Annotated in this window: 16 protein-coding genes; 11 read left to right on the plus strand and 5 right to left on the minus strand. The window is 75.3% G+C overall.

Features of this window, described 5'->3' with window-relative positions:
- Positions 1-282: 282 nt before the first annotated feature.
- Together RM779_RS05965 and RM779_RS05970 are read right to left on the minus strand one after the other, a co-directional pair.
- Positions 283-1,272 carry a DUF2637 domain-containing protein gene (locus tag RM779_RS05965; RefSeq protein ID WP_311616553.1) on the minus strand — a complete coding sequence of 330 codons (990 nt, stop codon included), beginning with the start codon at positions 1,270-1,272 and terminating at the stop codon, positions 283-285.
- Between the two features lie 169 nt (positions 1,273-1,441).
- Entirely contained in the window at positions 1,442-2,269 is an 828-nt protein-coding gene (locus tag RM779_RS05970; protein WP_311616555.1) for a (2Fe-2S)-binding protein, read from the minus strand.
- Between the two features lie 138 nt (positions 2,270-2,407).
- On the opposite strand from RM779_RS05970, the gene RM779_RS05975 reads away from it, so the two are divergent.
- Positions 2,408-3,127, plus strand: a complete 720-nt coding sequence (locus RM779_RS05975) for a GntR family transcriptional regulator (protein ID WP_311616557.1) — start codon at positions 2,408-2,410, stop codon at positions 3,125-3,127.
- A 51-nt stretch (positions 3,128-3,178) separates the two neighbouring features.
- Here RM779_RS05975 and RM779_RS05980 read toward each other — a convergent pair whose 3' ends face one another.
- Positions 3,179-4,060 carry a hypothetical protein gene (locus RM779_RS05980; protein WP_394813232.1) on the minus strand — a complete coding sequence of 294 codons (882 nt, stop codon included), beginning with the start codon at positions 4,058-4,060 and terminating at the stop codon, positions 3,179-3,181.
- 123 nt (positions 4,061-4,183) lie between these two features.
- Between RM779_RS05980 and RM779_RS05985 the strand changes: the two genes are divergently transcribed.
- On the plus strand, positions 4,184-5,239 hold the full coding sequence (locus RM779_RS05985; RefSeq protein WP_311616559.1) for a YhgE/Pip domain-containing protein: 1,056 nt from the start codon (positions 4,184-4,186) through the stop codon (positions 5,237-5,239).
- Here RM779_RS05985 and RM779_RS05990 read toward each other — a convergent pair.
- Positions 5,172-6,863: a PucR family transcriptional regulator gene (locus RM779_RS05990; RefSeq protein WP_311616561.1), complete on the minus strand. Its 1,692-nt coding sequence runs from the start codon at positions 6,861-6,863 to the stop codon at positions 5,172-5,174. The genes RM779_RS05985 and RM779_RS05990 overlap by 68 nt on opposite strands.
- A gap of 199 nt (positions 6,864-7,062) precedes the next feature.
- Here RM779_RS05990 and RM779_RS05995 point away from each other — a divergent pair, with 199 nt between their 5' ends.
- From RM779_RS05995 to RM779_RS06010, 4 genes are read left to right on the plus strand one after another with little or no spacing between them, the layout of a single operon-like run.
- The gene (locus RM779_RS05995; RefSeq protein WP_311616563.1) at positions 7,063-7,959 is read left to right on the plus strand and encodes an FAD binding domain-containing protein; all 897 of its coding nucleotides are present in this window, start codon (positions 7,063-7,065) and stop codon (positions 7,957-7,959) included.
- Positions 7,950-8,492 carry a (2Fe-2S)-binding protein gene (locus tag RM779_RS06000; RefSeq protein ID WP_311616565.1) on the plus strand — a complete coding sequence of 181 codons (543 nt, stop codon included), beginning with the start codon at positions 7,950-7,952 and terminating at the stop codon, positions 8,490-8,492. The genes RM779_RS05995 and RM779_RS06000 overlap by 10 nt, the downstream gene beginning before the upstream one ends.
- Positions 8,493-8,494: 2 nt before the next feature.
- Entirely contained in the window at positions 8,495-10,873 is a 2,379-nt protein-coding gene (pucD, locus tag RM779_RS06005) for a xanthine dehydrogenase subunit D (RefSeq protein ID WP_311616567.1), read from the plus strand.
- A 13-nt stretch (positions 10,874-10,886) separates the two neighbouring features.
- The gene (locus RM779_RS06010) at positions 10,887-12,035 is read left to right on the plus strand and encodes an XdhC family protein (protein WP_311616569.1); all 1,149 of its coding nucleotides are present in this window, start codon (positions 10,887-10,889) and stop codon (positions 12,033-12,035) included.
- Positions 12,036-12,087: 52 nt separating this feature from the next.
- Here RM779_RS06010 and RM779_RS06015 read toward each other — a convergent pair whose 3' ends face one another.
- The gene (locus RM779_RS06015; protein WP_311616571.1) at positions 12,088-12,771 is read right to left on the minus strand and encodes a hypothetical protein; all 684 of its coding nucleotides are present in this window, start codon (positions 12,769-12,771) and stop codon (positions 12,088-12,090) included.
- A 328-nt stretch (positions 12,772-13,099) separates the two neighbouring features.
- On the opposite strand from RM779_RS06015, the gene RM779_RS06020 reads away from it, so the two are divergent.
- The 5 genes from RM779_RS06020 (at position 13,100) to pucL (ending at position 15,862) form a co-directional block, all read left to right on the plus strand.
- On the plus strand, positions 13,100-13,399 hold the full coding sequence (locus RM779_RS06020) for a DUF5955 family protein (RefSeq protein ID WP_077058320.1): 300 nt from the start codon (positions 13,100-13,102) through the stop codon (positions 13,397-13,399).
- A gap of 61 nt (positions 13,400-13,460) precedes the next feature.
- Complete coding sequence (locus tag RM779_RS06025) at positions 13,461-13,715, plus strand: hypothetical protein (RefSeq protein ID WP_311616574.1); 255 nt, start codon at positions 13,461-13,463, stop codon at positions 13,713-13,715.
- Entirely contained in the window at positions 13,712-14,089 is a 378-nt protein-coding gene (locus tag RM779_RS06030) for a helix-turn-helix domain-containing protein (RefSeq protein ID WP_311616576.1), read from the plus strand. The genes RM779_RS06025 and RM779_RS06030 overlap by 4 nt, the downstream gene beginning before the upstream one ends.
- A gap of 32 nt (positions 14,090-14,121) precedes the next feature.
- On the plus strand, positions 14,122-14,964 hold the full coding sequence (uraD, locus tag RM779_RS06035) for a 2-oxo-4-hydroxy-4-carboxy-5-ureidoimidazoline decarboxylase (RefSeq protein WP_311616578.1): 843 nt from the start codon (positions 14,122-14,124) through the stop codon (positions 14,962-14,964).
- Positions 14,965-14,971: 7 nt separating this feature from the next.
- The gene (pucL, locus tag RM779_RS06040; protein WP_311616580.1) at positions 14,972-15,862 is read left to right on the plus strand and encodes a factor-independent urate hydroxylase; all 891 of its coding nucleotides are present in this window, start codon (positions 14,972-14,974) and stop codon (positions 15,860-15,862) included.
- Positions 15,863-15,874 lie beyond the last annotated feature (12 nt).

The following is a 15,874-nucleotide window of genomic DNA, read 5'->3' on the forward strand; positions in this document are numbered from 1 at the left end:
GGCTCCCCCAGGCTCCTCCCCCAGACTTCGTCTGGGAGGTGCCCCCAGGGAGGTGCCCCCAGATGCGGTGCTCCCCCAGGCCCTTGGGGGCCTGGGAGGTGCCCCCATCGGCACCGGATCGCAGCTCATACTTGGCCGTATTCGCGCGATTCGGTAACGCAGCGTGGGGGCACCTCCCAGCCGCCAGGCTGGGGGAGTGCCGTAGCTGGGGGTACCTCCCGGACGGAGTCTGGGGGAGTCGTGGGCCCGGCAAGATCGGCAGGACAGGGCCTAGGGCTGCGCTCAGCCGAACTGCCGCTCGATCCTGGCCAGCTTCTCCTCCAGGGAGTCCAGCCGGGGGCTGGCCTGTGAGATGGACGTCGCGTCCAGCGTCTCGTCCGTGTCCCGCGAGGAGTGGAGCGCGCGCCGCTGCCCGGCGGCCTCCAGGGCGGCCGGCTCCTGGGTGACGGCGACCTCGACCTGCGGCTCCGCCGCCGCGGGGAGCATCTGCCGCTGCCGGCCGAGCGCCTTGAGCCTGGCCCGCTCCAGCTTCCGCTGTTCGCGGCGCGTGGCCTGCTTCTCCGCCTTGGTCCTGCGCTCCTCGCGCACCTCTTCGACGGCCTCGTCCAGGGTGCGCACGTTTTCCAGGAGCATCAGCGACCAGGCCGCGTACGTCTCGCGCGGGGCGCGCATCCACCGCACGAAGCGGATCTGCGGCATCGGGCGCGGCACCAGGCCCTGCTCGCGCAGCGCCGCCCTGCGGGTCTGCTTCAGCGCCCGGTCGAAGAGCACGGCGGCCGACAGCGACATGCCCGCGAAGAAGTGCGGGGCGCCCGCGTGCGCGGCGCCGCGCGGCGCGTGCACCCAGTTGAACCAGGCGGCCGCGCCCGCGAACAGCCACACCAGCATCCGCGAGCCCATCGAGGAGTCGCCGTGGCTTGCCTCGCGCACCGCGATCACCGCGCAGAACATCGCCGCGCCGTCGAGGCCGAAGGGCACCAGGTACTCCCAGCCGCCCGACAGGTTCAGATTTTCCCGGCCGAAGCCGACCAGTCCCTGGAAGGAGAGGGCCGCGGCCACGCCCGCGCAGCAGAACAGCAGCGTGTAGGAGGCGGACGCGTACGCGCGCTCGCGGCGCCGCCTGGCCGCTTCGAGCCGCTCCCAGGAGTCGCCCTCAACGCCGTCCTGCGTGCCTTTCTTGCCGCGCGTCAGCAGGGCCACCGCCACGACCACCCCGGCCAGCAGCACGGCGGCGGGCAGCACCCAGCTCAGCTCTATGTCCGTCAATGCCATGGGGTGCCCCCTGTGTGGGTGTGCGGAAAGCGCGGGCGGGTGTGGTGATTTGGTGATGACCCTCCGCGAGCATCCTGATGCTACCCGAGCCCGTACGGGCGCCAATTCGGCCCGAATCACACCAACGGGTGGTAATCCTGGGAGAGTTGGCGCCTGACGTTCGAATCTGTTATCGGCTCGCGGCCAGCCTGCTCACTCGTTCGGCATCGCACGTCCGCGGACAGGTGACGCACGTGCTTTCTGGGCGCAGCGTGTAGAACATGCAGCAGCTGGCCCGGTCCCGCGTCCGCAGCGGCCCGCCGTCCGGCCCGGCGAGGTCGCGGAACGCGGCCCCGCGCGTGAACGGCGCGGTGGCGCCGGGCAGCAGCTCGCCCGCCTCGGCGACGGCGCGTCCCTCCTCGCCCAGCAGGTGCCCGAGGTACCACAGCGACTCGACCAGCTCGTCGGTCGCCGCGCCCCACAGCGCCCGCGGCCCGCGCCGCATGCGGGGGCCGAACGCGGCCAGCACCGGGCCGAGATGGTCGGCGGCGGCCTGCCGCACGGCGGCGCGCAGCGCCTCCTCGTCCGGAACGACCCGCGCCTGCGGCAGGTCGGCCGCCGGATCGTCGGGCAGGCAGCTGAACGCGGTGGCCCGCGCGGTGAGCCGCCCCTCGTCCCGGTGGAAGGACACGTCCCGCGGCGCGAGCCACGGCACCCGGCGCAGCAGGAACCACGGCACGGTGAACAGCACGGCGGCGGGCCAGGCGTAGCGGTGCAGCGAGAAGGCGGCGACGACGTCGGGCCTGGCCCGCCGGCCGTAGTCCGCGAGGATGCGCGCGTCGTCCCTGCCCAGGAACGCCTCAAGGGCCTCGCCGCCGGCCGCGAGATCGCCGCCCGAGACCCAGCCGTCGCCGTCGCGCGGCGCCTCCTCGGTGATCCGCAGCGACGGCAGCACGTCGCCGACCCGGGAGAATGCGGATGCGAGCGGGCTGGTGCCGGCGAGGGCGGACAGGGTCATGGAGCCACCGAACCTCTTGATCTCGGGCAGGTAAGCCTTACCTTACCCGATCAAGGTTAGGGGTTTGCCGGGGCGTCAACTCCGCCTAGGGTGCTGGAACCGTGTTGATTCGGGGGCAGGAGGGGACGGAGCGGACAGATGGAGCCCACCCGAACGGAGTCGGCCATATCGGTGGCCGCGACCGCCGTGCGAGCCGCTCCGGTGCCGGAGCGCCCGCCCCTGCCCGTCAGGCCCCGTTCCCTGCCCGAACGGCACTCGGTGCGTGCCCAGGTGCTCGCCGCCCTGCGCGACGCGCTGGCCAGCGGTGAACTCGCCCCTGGCGAGACGTACTCGGCCCCCGCGCTCGCCGAGCGCTACGGCGTCTCGGCGACGCCGGTGCGCGAGGCGATGCAGCGGCTGGCCGGCGAGGGCATCGTGGAGACGCTGCCCAACCGCGGCTTCCGTGTCGCCGGGCACAGCCCGCGGGACTTCGCGGAGCTGGCCGAGGTGCGCGCCTCGCTCGAAGTGCCCGCGGTGCTGCGCCTGGCCCGCAGCCTGCCGCCCGAGCGGTGGGAGGAGCTGCGCCCGCTGGCCGAGGCCACCGTGACCGCGGCCACGGTCGGCGACCGGGCCGCGTATGCCGAGGCCGACCGCGGCTTCCACCGCGAACTGCTGCGCCTGACGGGCAACCGCCACCTGGTGGCCGTCGCCGAGGACCTGCACCGCAAGGCCCAGTGCCCCGTGCTGCACCGGCCGCTGCCCGGCACGGCCGAGCTGCTGGCCGACGCGCTGGAGCACACCGCGCTGCTCGACGCGCTGCGCGCCGGGGACCTGGTCACCGCGGAGCGGCTGGCCCGTGAGCACCTGACCGGGCTGTGAGAACGGCGTCCGGTGGCGGCCCGCCGCCGGGCCGCCACCGGACGCCGCCGGTCAGGGCGTGCCGGGCAGACGGTCGGCCAGCCAGCGGGGAACCCCGCCGAGCAGCCGGTACAGCCGCCCCGCCTCGGCCATCAGGCGCCCCGCCTCCGGCTCGGTCATGGCGTCGGCGAGCGCCACCAGGGCCGGGGCGATGCCGATGAGGAAGCCGGTCTCCTCGCGCATCCGCAGCGACTCCGCGAAGCCGTGCCGCGCCTCCGACACCTCGCCCGCGTCCAGCGCGAGGGCCGCGAGGTGGCGCCAGGTGTACGAGCCGAGCAGCGCGTCGCCACCGGCCAGCGCCGCATTGTGCGCCCGCCGGTAGGCCGCCTCCGCGGCCTGCGGGTTGCCGCCGATGTGCTGGGCCATCAGCCCGCGCCTGAAGTCCAGCAGCGGGCGGCCGGGGGAGTCGGGGGCCAGCAGCGCGGCGGCCCGGCCCAGTGCGGCGCGCGCCTCGTCCGCCCGGTCGCGCACCCGCAGCAGCGTGGCCGCGTAGGCGAGGTAGCCCCGTTCGCAGGCGGCGGCGCCCCGTTCCTCGTCGTCGAGCGAGAGGGACTCAGCGGCGCGCAGTGCCTCCTCGGCCTGGCCCCACCCCTCGGAGGTGAACATGCAGCGCTCCACCAGCAGTTCGGCGCGCAGCAGGGCCGCGGGCGGCTCGCTGCGCGCCAGCGCGTCGAGCAGTGCCGCGGCGTCGTCCCAACAGCCCCGGGACCGCAGCCGCCACACCGCGGTGCCCGTCGGGGCACCCCCCAGCCTTCCCGGACCCCGGCCCCAGGGCGTATCCCCGCCCGCGGTCCGAACCGGATGTGGTACGGCGGTCTCCGTCACATCGCCCTCCCCAGCGCGTCGTCGAGCCGTTGATCGTCGACCGATGATCGTCGACAGATGTGAATGCATCTCAGCACGGGGAACATCGCCTGGCCAAGAGGGCTGCGTGAACCAGTTCACAAGTTCCCCACCGTCAGCCGAACGGACTTGCCGCGGGTGCGGACGGCGGGCCGGGTGCGGACGATGCCAGGTATGGACCGGATAGCCGGATACGGCATTGGCGACAGCCGCGGAGAGGCGCGCGGCGCGGTGACCCCGCGGGCCGCGCTGCTGGTGTTCGGCGTGCTGCTGCTGCACCTCGCCTTCATCACCTCCTACCTCGGCGCCCTGCACGACCCGGAACCCGACCGCGTCCCCGTCGCCGTCGTCGCGTCCGAGGAGGTGCGCGCGGAGATGGTGGAGCGCCTGGACGGCCTGCCCGGCCGTCCGCTGGACGCCACGCGGGAGGCGGAGGACGCCGACGAAGCGCGGGACCGCGTGGCACGGCGCGACCTCGACGGCGCGCTGATCGTGAACGACGCGGGCGCCGCGGACCTGCTGTACGTGGCCTCCGGCGCGGGCACGTCGCTCGCGCAGGCGGTGACGGAGGTGGTCACCGAGGCGGGGCGGGAACAGGACCGCACCGTGGAGGTGGTGGACGTGGCGCCCGCCGCGGACGGGGACAGCCGCGGCCTCTCCGCGTTCTACCTGGTCATCGGCTGGTGCGTGGGCGGTTATCTGTGCGCGGCGGCTCTCGCGATCAGCGCGGGCGCCCGCCCCGCCACCGTCAGGCGCGCGATACGGCGGCTCGCGGTTCTCGCGGGCTACGCCGTGGCCGCGGGCCTGGGCGGCGCGGTGCTGGCCGGGCCCGTGCTGGACGCGCTGCCGGGCCGCGTGGCGGCACTGGCGGGGCTCGGCGCGCTGGTGGTCTTCGCGACCGGGGCGTTCACCCTGGCGCTCCAGGGACTGTTCGGCATCATGGGCATCGGCGTGGCGATCCTGGTGGTCGTCGTCCTGGGCAACCCGAGCGCGGGCGGGGCGTATCCCTACCCGCTGCTGCCGCCGTTCTGGCAGGCGATCGGCCCGGTGCTGATACCCGGCGCGGGCACCTGGACCGCCCGGTCGATCGCCTACTTCGACGGGCAGGCGGTCCTCGGCCCGCTGCTGGTGCTCGCCGCCTGGGCGGTGGCGGGCGCGGCCCTCACCCTGTTCCTCGCCCGCCTGCGGACCCCGGCACGTTCGCCGCTGAACGAGCTGAGCTTCGCGTGAGGTCCATCCGCAGCGCGAGGAAGAAGTCCACCTTGTCCTCCAGCTTCGTCAGGTCACGCCCCGTCAACTGCTCGATGCGGCCGATGCGGTACCGCAGCGTGTTCACGTGCAGGTGCAGCCGGGCGGCGCAGCGCGTCCAGGAGCCGTCGGCCGCCAGGAACGCCTCCAGCGTGGCGACGAGACCGGAGCGGTGCCTGCGGTCGTAGTCCCGCAGCGGATCGAGCAGCCCGGCGGTGAACGCCAGCCGCACGTCGTCGGGCACGAACGGCAGCAGCAGCACGTGTGAGGCCAGCTCGTCGTGGCCCGCCCCCGACACCGTCTCCCGCCGGGCCGCCGCGACCCGGCGCGCGTGCCGCGCCTCCGCCACCGCGCCGCGCAGCCCCTCGGCGGACGGCACCGCGGCGCTCACCCCGAGCGTCAGCCGCCCGCCCGGCCGCAGCCCGCGGGCCAGGACCTCCCGCACCGGGCCGAGCACCGTTTCCGCGGCCACCGGCTCCCCGTCGTCGCCCTCGGCGAGCGGGACGAACGCCACCGCCTCGCCGCCCTCGTGCGCCACCGCGGCCTCGGCGGCCGGTGCCAGCAGCTCCTCCAGCGCGGCGCGCGCAGGAGGGCCCGCGTCGAACGGTGCGTCCGGCCACTCCACCCGGGCCACCACCACCTGCCACCTGGCGCCGGCCGGTCCCGGCACGAGCACCGGCGCGACCACCCGCAGCCGGGCGCCGATCTCGGCGGGCGGCGCCCCGGCGCCGAGCAGCGCGAGCACCTCCTGCGCCAGCCGGCGCGGCACGGAACGGGCGGCGTCCCTGCGGTCGCGCTCCGCCGCGATGAGCCGGGCCACGCCGTTCAGCAGGTCGAGGCGCTGCGGCGGCCAGTCGCGCGCGTCGGCGCGTACCGCGAGCAGCCAGTCGGACAGCAGCGTGCGCCGCACGTCGCCGCTGCTGTCGCTGTCGCTGTCGCCGCCGAGGGGGAACAGGGTGTGCGCCACCCCGTCGAGCACGACCCGGCAGGGTCCTGGACGCCCGCCCGCGGCGGCGGCCAGCCGATGCGCGGCCAGCCGCGGGCCGAGCCCCTCCGGCAGCGGCCCTTCCCGTGCGGCGGCGATCCGGCGGCCGGTGGCGGACAGCACCCAGGCGCGCAGGTCCAGATCGGCGGCGAGCAGGTCGAGCACGGCCCGCGGCCCGCCGCCCGCGGGCCCGGCCGACATCAGCCGCCGGTGCCGGTCGACGACGGCGGCCAGGTCCCCGGCCCGTTCGCCGGACACCTGCCGCACCACGTGCTCGGTGATGTCCGCGAAGCCGACCTCCTCGGCCACCGCGAACAGCGGCAGCCGGTGCAGCGCACAGGCGGCTGTCAGATCGTCCGGCACGCGGCCGAACTCCGCCTCGCCCGCGGCGAGGCCCGCCACCCCCGCCTCGGCGAGGATGCGCACGAACGGCTCGGAGTCCCGCGGGCCGCGCCACCACGCGAGGCCGGTCAGGACCAGCTCCCCGCCGTGCAGATAGCGGCTCGGATCGCGCAGGTCGGTCGTCATCACGCCGCGCACCTGCCGCTCCAGCTCGGGCCCGCCGCCGCTCAGCAGCCGCAGCCCCAGCGCGTCGGTGTCGAGCAGTGTGCGCAGTCGCATGCCCCTCCGCCCGTGTCGCGCGTATGGCCGGCCGGGGGCCCGCGGGTTGCCGCGGCCCGGTCCTCGTACGAATCTACAAGAGCGGGCGCGGGAGCCGCCCGGCGCTTTCGGCCCTTCCGTGACTACCCGCCGCGGCCGGGCGCCGCTGTACTGGACGAACCCCCCGCGCGCACCGTTCGACCCTGGAGTGTGCATCCCGATGGACTTCCTACGCCCGGCAGGCTGGCCGGAGGCGCTGGCCGCGAAGGCGGCGCACCCCGACGCCGTGCCCCTGGCCGGCGGCACCGACCTGATGGTCGAGCTGAACTTCGACCGCCGTCGACCGGAGCGGCTCCTCGACCTCGGCCGCATCCGCGAACTGTACGAGTGGGAGACGTCGCCCGACGGCGTGCGGCTGGGCGCGAGCGTCCCGTTCCGCGACCTCGTCGGTCCGCTCCGCGCCCGGCTGCCGGGGCTCGCGCGCGCCGCGCACACCGTCGGCTCCCCGCAGATCCGCAACCGCGGCAGCGTCGGCGGCAACCTCGGCACCGCGTCCCCCGCGGGCGACGCCCACCCCGCGCTGCTGGCCGCGGGTGCGCGCGTCGAGGCGGCCTCGGTGCGCGGCACCCGCATGATCCCGGTCGAGGACTTCTTCACCGGACCCAAGCGCAACGCGCTCGCCCCCGACGAGCTGATCCGCGCCGTGCACGTCGACGCGGCGCGCGGGCCGCAGGAGTTCGCCAAGGTCGGCACCCGCAACGCCATGGTCATCGCGGTCTGCGCGTTCGCCATCGCGCTGCACCCGCACGCCCGCACCGTCCGCACCGGCATCGGCTCCGCGGCCCCCACCCCGCTGCGGGCCCGCGAGGCGGAGGACTTCCTCACCGGCGTGCTGGACGAGGGCGGCCACTGGGAGCACGGCCGTCCCGTACCGCCGGCCGCCGCGCGCCGCTTCGCCGAACTGGCCGCCGCGGCCTGCGCCCCGCTCGACGACGTACGCGGCAGCGCCGCCTACCGCCGGCACGCCATCAAGGTGCTCGCCCGCCGCACCCTGCACTGGACCTGGACGGCCCACACGTCCCGAACGGGACGGGAAGGAGACGCCTCGTGCGCGTGAACCTCACCGTCAACGGCCGCCCCCGGACGGCCGACGACGTCTGGCCGGGCGAGAGCCTGCTATACGTGCTGCGCGAACGGCTCGGCCTGCCCGGCGCCAAGAACGCCTGCGAGCAGGGCGAGTGCGGCTCGTGCACGATCCGCCTCGACGGGGACCTGGTCTGCGCCTGCCTCGTGGCGGCCGGCTCCGCCGAGGGCGCCGAGGTCACGACCGTCGAGGGCCTTGCCGAGGCGGACGCGCGCCTGGCCCCGGTGCAGCGGGCGTTCATCGACGCGGGCGCCGTCCAGTGCGGCTTCTGCACCCCCGGCCTGCTGATGGCCACCGACGAACTGCTGGCCCGCGACCCCCGCCCGGCGGACGCCGACATCCGCGAGGCCCTTTCGGGGAACCTCTGCCGCTGCACCGGCTACGAGAGCATCCTCGGCGCCGTCCGCCTGGCCGCCGAGCGCACCGCCGCCGAGCGGTCCGGCACGGACCGGGCTGGCACGGACCGGGCTGGCACGGATCACAAGGCCGCGGAAGGGGGCGCGTGACCATGGGTGTCACCCCCGCCCCCGACGCGCTCCGGCAGGACACCGCCGCGCCCGGCGGCGTCGGCGCCAGTGCCGAACGCCCCGACGCCGTGCTGAAGGTGACCGGCGCGTTCGCCTACTCCTCCGACCTGTGGCACGAGGACATGCTCTGGGGCCACACCCTCCGCAGCCCGCACCCGCACGCCAGGATCACCGGTCTCGACGTCTCCGCCGCCCTGTCCTTGCCCGGCGTGCACGCCGTCCTCACCCACGAGGACCTGCCCGCCGCCACGCACTACGGCCTGGAGTTCACCGACCAGCCGGTGCTGGCCCGCGACGTCGTGCGCCACGAGGGCGAACCCGTCGCCCTCGTCGCCGCAGACCACCCGGAGACCGCCCGCCGGGCCGCCGCCCGCATCCGCGTCTCCTGGGAGGAGCTGCCGGCCGTCCACGACGAGGCGAGCGCCACCGCAAGGGACGCGCCCGTGCTGCACCCGGGGCGCACCGACCACCACGCCGCCCACGTCCCGCACCCCAACATCGTCCACCGCCAGCCCGTCGTCCGCGGCGACGTCGCGCGGGCCGTGGCCGGCGCCGACGTCGTCGTCTCCGGCACTTACGAAGTCGGCATGCAGGACCAGGCGTTCCTGGGCCCCGAATCGGGTCTTGCCGTCCCCGCCGAGGACGGCGGCATCGACCTGCACATCGCCACCCAGTGGCTGCACGTCGACCACCGCCAGCTCGCCCCGGTACTCGGCCTGCCCCCGGAGCGGGTGCGGCTCACCCTCGCCGGGGTGGGCGGCGCGTTCGGCGCCCGCGAGGACCTGTCGATGCAGGCGCACGCCTGCCTGCTGGCCCTGCGTACCGGCCGCCCGGTCAAGATGGTCTACAACCGTTACGAGTCGTTCTTCGGCCACGTACACCGCCACCCCGCCCGGCTGACGTACGAGCACGGCGCGACCAGGGACGGAAAGCTCACGCACGTCAAGGCCCGCATCGTGCTGGACGGCGGCGCCTACGCCTCCTCGTCCCCCGCCGTCGTCGGCAACGCGGCCTCCCTCGGCCTCGGCCCGTACGAGGTGCCGCACTCCGACGTCGAGGCCATCGCCCTCTACACCAACAACCCGCCGTGCGGCGCCATGCGCGGCTTCGGCGCGGTCCAGGCGTGCTTCGCCTACGAGGCGCAGATGGACAAGCTGGCCGCCGCCCTCGGCATGGACCCCGTCGAGCTGCGGCAGCGCAACGCCATGAGTCAGGGCTCCACCATGCCCACCGGCCAGGTCGTCGACGCGCCCGCGCCCGTCGCCGAACTGCTGCGCCTGGTCAGGGCCCGGCCGCTGCCGCCCGCCCGGCAGTGGGAGACGCCGGACGGCCCGGACGTCCGCGCCCTCCCGGGCGGCCTGTCCAACACCACGCACGGCGAGGGTGTGGTCCGCGGCGTCGGCTACGCGGTCGGCATCAAGAACGTCGGCTTCTCCGAGGGGTTCGACGACTACTCCACCGCCCGCGTCCGCCTGGAGGTCACCGGCGGCGAGCCCGTCGCCACCGTGCACACCGCGATGGCGGAGGTCGGCCAGGGCGGTGTCACCGTGCACGCCCAGATCGCCCGCACCGAGCTGGGCGTCACCCGCGTCGCCCTGCTGCCCGCGGACACCCGCGTCGGCTCGGCCGGGTCCACCTCGGCCTCCCGGCAGACCTACATGACCGGCGGCGCCGTCAAGAACACCTGCGAAGCGGTCCGCGCCGAGGTGCTGCGCCTGGGCCGCGAACGCGGGCTGCTCGACACCCGCGCCGAACGGCTGGCCGGCGGCAAGGTCGTGGGCCGCGACGGCGAGGTGCTGGCCGCGCTGGCCGACGTCCTGGGCGGCGAGGCGATCGACGTGGAGCTGGAGTTCCGGCACCGTCCCACGCAGCCCTTCGACCGCGTGACGGGGCAGGGCTCCGGGCACGTGCAGTACTCGTTCTGCGCCCACCGCGCGGTCGTGGAGGTGGACACCGAACTCGGCCTGGTGAAGGTCGTGGAGCTGGCCGCCGCCCAGGACGTCGGCAAGGCCGTCAACCCGCAGGCCGTCGTCGGCCAGATCCACGGCGGGGCCGTCCAGGGGCTCGGCCTCGCGGTGCTTGAGGAGATCGTCGTCGGGGACGACGGCCGCGTCCGCAACCCCTCGTTCACCGACTACCTGATCCCCACCGTCCTCGACACCCCCGACATGCCGGTGGACGTGCTCGAACTCGCCGACGAGCACGCCCCCTACGGCCTGCGCGGCGTGGGCGAGGCCCCCACCCTGTCCGCCACACCCGCCATCGTCGCCGCCATCCGCCGGGCCACCGGACGCGCCCTGCACCGCGTCCCGGTCAGGCCCGAGCACCTGACGGCGCCGGACGGGTCCCGGGCCGGCTGACCGGGAGGCCGCCATGCTGGACATCGCGGCGGAACTCGCCGCCTGGTGCCGCGACGGGCGTGACTTCGCCGTGGCCACCGTCACCGCCGTGCACGGCAGCGCGCCCCGCCCGCCCGGCGCCGCCATGGCCGTGGACGCCGGGGGCCTGGCCGTCGGCAGCGTCTCAGGCGGCTGTGTGGAGGGCGCCGTCTACGAGTTGTGCCGGGAGGCGCTCGACACCGGCGTCAGCCGTACCCAGCGCTTCGGCTACCAGGACGCCGACGCGTTCGCCGTCGGCCTGACCTGCGGCGGCAGCGTCGAGGTGCTGGTCACCCCGTTCCCGGCCGCGGCCCCCGCCCGCCGGATCGTCGCCGCCGCGTGCGAGGCCGCGGCCGGCGGCGGCGCCGCGGCGCTGGCCCGCGTCGTCGCGGGGCCCGCCGAACTGCTGGGCGGCGGCGCGCTGCTGGCCGCGCCGGACGGCACGCACACCGGAACGCTCAACGGCGGCGCCGCGCTCGACCGCGCCGCCGCGGCCGAGGCCGCCGCGCTGCTGCACGCGGGGCGCACCGGAACGGTCGGGCTCGCGGACGCTGACGGGGCGCGGGTGAGGCTGCTCGTGGAGGCGAACGTGCCGCCGCCGCGGCTGCTGGTCTTCGGCGCCGTCGACTTCGCCGCGGCCCTGGCCGAGGCCGGCGCGTTCCTCGGATACCGGGTCACCGTGTGCGACGCGAGGCCGGTGTTCGCGACGCCGGAACGGTTCCCCGGCGCGGACGAGGTGATCGTGGACTGGCCGCACCGCTACCTGGACACGCAGGTCCTGGACGGCCGCGCCGCGGTCTGCGTCCTGACCCACGACGCCAGGTTCGACGTGCCGCTGCTGACCCGCGCGCTGCGGCTGCCCGTGGCCTACATCGGCGCCATGGGCTCCCGGCGCACCCACGCCGACCGCCTGGCGCGGCTGCGCGAGGCCGGTCTCACCGCGCGCGAACTGGCCAGGCTGCGCTCGCCGATCGGCCTCGATCTGGGGGCCAGTACCCCGCGGGAGACGGCGCTCGCCATCGCCGCCGAGATCGTCGCCGTTCGCCGCGGCGGCTCCGGCGTGCCGCTGACCGGCACCACCGTCCCGATCCACCGCGCCCCGGACGGTGGTCCGGGACGGATCGGGGCACCGGCCACCCGCTGACGGCACGCGACGGCACGCGACGGCGCCGACGAGGGGCGCGCCGGCCGTGGGCTCACGCCTCCTCCGCACCCCGGCGCATCAGTACGTCGGCGGCCTCGTTCACCGGCTGCGGCGTGCCCGTCAGATCCAGGACGAACAGCGGCAGGCGCAGCTCGTCCGCCCGGGCGCGCGCCCCGCGGTCGTACCCGGCCAGCGAGAACGCGACCGCGACGGCGGGCTCCACCAGCGCGTGCAGCCAGATGGTCTCCACGTCCTCGGCGCCGGTGGGCTCGGTGGCCGCGTTGACCAGGCCGACCACCGAGGGGCCGTGCAGGTCCACGCCGGACGGCGGCCTCGGCACGGCCGTGCGCACGCCGGGGAAGCCGAGCCAGCGCAGGAACTGCGCCGCGCAGGCCACCGCGTCGTGCCCGGTCCTGATCGTGAGCGGCCGGAACGGCGGGCGCTCGCCGCCCTCCGCCGCCGCCGGCCGCGTCCGCGCGTCGCCGGGCCCGAGCCGCACCGTCACCCCGCAGGGACACTCGAACTCGGCCTGCGGCCACTGCCCGTTGCGCCCGCAGACCTGGCAGGCCACCTCCGTCCAGGCATCGGCCCAGGAACGGTGGCGCACCGATACGGGTGAACTCGTCGGCGGCAGGGAGACGGTCACCGGGGCCCCGCAGGCGCACGGGTACTGCGGGGGAAGATAGCGGTGCTCCCGTCGGCAGGAAGGGCACCGCACCGACACGCTTTTCGTCATCTGGCGCTCCAGGGAAGGAACTTCTCGACGAGATTCCCACACTCCCACCGGCGAACACCTGAACGTGCCACCCGGTGGTCGCCTTCTCGCGTTCCGCTATCTTCACCGCATTTGTTCGCCGGAATGTGACAGCTCGTCTCGCCCTCCGTGTGGCGTGGTGCGCGGACAGTGATATTTACTTTCCTTGTTCGGTCCGCGGGCCGCCCCGCACGCACGGGGCGTGCACCGGCGGACACGGCCGGCGTCATACAAGACGGCAGGGGAGGGCCGAGTGGCGGCAGGAGAAGCTGAAACCGCCCACGGGGTGCGGAGCGTCCCGCTCAGCGGGATGGACCCCCGACTGCTGACCTTGCGTTCCGCGGTGGACCGGCTGCGCAGGGATCTGCGCAACTATCCGGCGACGCTCGCGGACCGCGAGATCGCCGAGCGCGAGCTCGTCGCGCTCGACGGCGTGCTGGCCACCGGGGTGCCCGACACCGCGGCCCTGGGCCAGGCGCTGCTGCTGATCGCGGCCGCGGCCGGTTCGGTCAGCGCGCTCGCGGCCGGGGTGCACCAGCTGCGCCAGGCCATCGAGCTGTTCGGCGTGCCGCATCAGCCGGTCCAGCGCGGCCGGCCGGCGACCAGGTAGGGCGTACGCCTCCCGGCGGCGGCCGGGGGCGTGGGCGCGGGTGCGCGTTAGGTTGGGCCCCGTGCGACTGAGACTTGAGTTCACGACCGAGCCGTTCGACCTGGAGGAGCCGCCCGCACACGCCGTGGCGGCCCGCGAGGTCGTGGTGGCGGCCCCGCTCGACTCGGTGGACGTGGGACCCTTCGGCAACACGGTGGAGGGTCGGGCCGAGGAAGTGGTGGCGGTCGTGGACACGCTGCTGCGCCGGGCGCTCGCCGCGGGTGCCACCCGGATATCCCTCCAGGTGAACGCCCTGCCGGGGGAGGAAGGCGCATGAGCGGCGCCGAGGGCGCCGCGCGCGCCGAGTTCATAGCCGCCGTCACCCCGCTGGTCGACGCCATCGGCGGCGAGTTGCTGGCCCCCGAGCAGGCGCGCGACGACGACGTGGTGCTGTCGTGGGCGGGCGGTCCGGTCGCCGCGGTGCGGCTCCCGCTGCTGTCGGAGTCCCTGGATCACATCCTCGGCGAGCTGGCGCGGCAGCACGGCAGGCCGCTGGCCGAGCTGGACCGCAGGACGAAACAGCAGGTGGTGCGCCGCCTGGAGACGCGTGGCGCGTTCGCCCTGCGGCACGGGGTGGAGACGGTGGCGGCGGCCCTGGGCGTCAGCCGGTTCACCGTGTACAACTACCTCAACCGTTCAACAAACTGTTGACGTGTGCGGGTGCTGCGACTTAGCTGTCGGTCATGACGCTGAGTCCGACGCCCGGTCTCGACTGGATCAACAGCGCGGCGGAGCCCGCGCTGCGCGCGGCTCTGCGCCGCGTGTGCGCCGCGAGCGCCTGGGGCGCGGCCGTCGCCGCCGCGCGCCCCTTCCGTGACACCGAGGCCCTGCTGGCGGCCGCGGATGCCGCCGCGGGCGCCCTCACCGACGCGGGGCTCGCCGAGGCGCTCGCCGCCCACCCGCGGATCGGCCGCCCCGAGGCGGGCGACGCGGCATCCGCGCGCGAGCAGCGGGGCATGGCCGACGCCCCCGAGGAGCTGAAGGCGGAGATGCGCCGGCTCAACCTGGTCTACCAGGAACGGTTCGGCCACGTCTTCCTGATCTGTGCCACCGGACTGCCGGGGGAGCGGATGCGGGACGCGCTGCGCGCCCGGCTCGGCAACACGCCCGAGGCGGAACGGGAGGTCGTGCGCGCGGAGCTGGCGAAAATCAACCGCCTGCGCCTGACCCGGCTGGCCGAAGCCGCCGCGACCGTTTCCACGCACGTACTCGACACCGCGGCCGGGCGGCCCGCCGCCGGGCTCCGGGTCACCCTGTCCTGCGCCGCGGGCCACGGCGACGGCTGGGTGGAGCACGCCGCCGCCCGCACCGACGCGGACGGCCGCTGCGCCGGGCTGCCGCCGCTGCCGGGCGGCGCCACGCTGGCCAGGCTGACCTTCGGCATCGCGCAGGGAGCGGCCGGGGCGGGCGCGGAGCCGCCGTTCTTCCCCGAGGTCACCACCACCTTCGCGGTGGCGCCGGGCGAGCACTTCCACGTGCCGCTGCTGCTCAGCCCGTTCGGCTACTCCGTCTACCGAGGGAGCTGACCCGCCCATGCCGCCCACGCTCGGCCAGAACCAGTACGGCAAGGCGGAGACGCGCGTCCTGCGCGTCACGCGCGAGGGCGCGGTGCACCGGCTGCGCGATCTGAACGTGTCGGTCGCGCTCTCCGGCGACCTCGCGGAGGTACACCTCGCCGGGTCCAACGCGGCCGTGCTGCCCACCGACACCATGAAGAACACGGTCTACGCGTTCGCCAGGGAGCACGGCATCGCCTCGCCCGAGGCGTTCGGGGCGCTGCTCGCGCGCCACTTCGTCGCATCCGGGCCCGCCATCCGCCGCGCCCGCGTCCGCGTCGAGGAGTACGCGTGGGAGCGGGTGCCGACGACGGGGGAGAAGGCGCACTCGTTCGTCCGCGCGGGGAACGGGACCCGGACGGCGCAGGTCACGTGCGACGGCGGGGAGTGCGAGACGCTCAGCGGGCTGACCGGGGTCACGCTGCTGAACACGACGGACTCGGAGTTCCGCGGCTACCTGAAGGACCGGTTCACGACGCTGCCGGAGACCGGTGACCGTGTGCTGGCCACGGACGTGACCGCGGTGTGGCGGCACGCGGCGGAGCCGGCGGACTGGGACGGCTCCCACGCGGTGGCCCGCGGGCACCTGCTGGCGGCCTTCGCGGGGACGTACTCGCGTTCGCTCCAGCAGACGCTGTTCGCCATGGGGTCCGCAGTGATCGACAACCTGCCCGGTATTGACGAGATTCGCCTTTCGCTGCCGAACAAGCATCATTTCCTGGTCGATCTCGAACCATTCGGCATGAGGAATGAGGGGCCCGACGGTGCGGTCTACATCGCCGCCGACCGCCCCTACGGCCTGATCGAAGCGACCGTGCTGCGCGAGGGCGCGGAGGCCCGGATTCCCGTCGACCTGACCAACACCTGACCCCAGGAGGCC

Origin of the sequence: Streptomyces johnsoniae, from assembly GCF_031845565.1 — a bacterium.
Lineage (GTDB): Bacteria > Actinomycetota > Actinomycetes > Streptomycetales > Streptomycetaceae > Streptomyces > Streptomyces johnsoniae.

Coding starts and splice junctions, on each gene's coding strand:
- RM779_RS06020 (WP_077058320.1), top strand. CDS start 13,100: ATGGACCCCCGACTGCTGACCTTGCGTTCCGCGGTGGACCGGCTGCGC.
- RM779_RS06015 (WP_311616571.1), bottom strand. CDS start 12,771: ATGACGAAAAGCGTGTCGGTGCGGTGCCCTTCCTGCCGACGGGAGCAC.
- pucL (WP_311616580.1), top strand. CDS start 14,972: ATGCCGCCCACGCTCGGCCAGAACCAGTACGGCAAGGCGGAGACGCGC.
- RM779_RS05995 (WP_311616563.1), top strand. CDS start 7,063: ATGGACTTCCTACGCCCGGCAGGCTGGCCGGAGGCGCTGGCCGCGAAG.
- RM779_RS05970 (WP_311616555.1), bottom strand. CDS start 2,269: ATGACCCTGTCCGCCCTCGCCGGCACCAGCCCGCTCGCATCCGCATTC.
- pucD (WP_311616567.1), top strand. CDS start 8,495: ATGGGTGTCACCCCCGCCCCCGACGCGCTCCGGCAGGACACCGCCGCG.
- RM779_RS05980 (WP_394813232.1), bottom strand. CDS start 4,060: ATGCATTCACATCTGTCGACGATCATCGGTCGACGATCAACGGCTCGA.
- RM779_RS06010 (WP_311616569.1), top strand. CDS start 10,887: ATGCTGGACATCGCGGCGGAACTCGCCGCCTGGTGCCGCGACGGGCGT.
- RM779_RS05985 (WP_311616559.1), top strand. CDS start 4,184: ATGGACCGGATAGCCGGATACGGCATTGGCGACAGCCGCGGAGAGGCG.
- RM779_RS06030 (WP_311616576.1), top strand. CDS start 13,712: ATGAGCGGCGCCGAGGGCGCCGCGCGCGCCGAGTTCATAGCCGCCGTC.
- RM779_RS05990 (WP_311616561.1), bottom strand. CDS start 6,863: ATGCGACTGCGCACACTGCTCGACACCGACGCGCTGGGGCTGCGGCTG.
- RM779_RS05965 (WP_311616553.1), bottom strand. CDS start 1,272: ATGGCATTGACGGACATAGAGCTGAGCTGGGTGCTGCCCGCCGCCGTG.
- uraD (WP_311616578.1), top strand. CDS start 14,122: ATGACGCTGAGTCCGACGCCCGGTCTCGACTGGATCAACAGCGCGGCG.
- RM779_RS05975 (WP_311616557.1), top strand. CDS start 2,408: ATGGAGCCCACCCGAACGGAGTCGGCCATATCGGTGGCCGCGACCGCC.